1 pseudogene is annotated in these 236 nt (G+C 44.1%); it reads left to right on the top strand.

From position 1 onward, the window contains the following. Positions 1-236 (top strand): annotated as a pseudogene (locus A3739_RS08695) (alpha/beta hydrolase); the annotation flags it as partial.

Genomic DNA, 236 nt, shown 5'->3' with positions numbered 1-236 from the left:
CGGGAAGACTCACCCACTCGTATCTGCGCTGCTTGAGCCTGTAAGTCATGGAATGTGGCCTTGGGTAATTCGATTAATCAATAGCACGCCCTCTTCGTCTTACGGGCAGATGTTCTTCGGCAAACTAAACCCACGAAAGAAAAAGTTATTACACAAGCTATTTACGGCAACAAAAGACCATCTCACTATTGTTCGTAACATTGAAAACTTATTCGCATGGATGGATAAAGCCGACT

It is taken from the genome of Oleiphilus sp. HI0067 (assembly GCF_001635735.1).
Note: the sequence above shows the minus strand (reverse complement) of the source record. Positions and strands in the feature narration are given on the sequence as shown.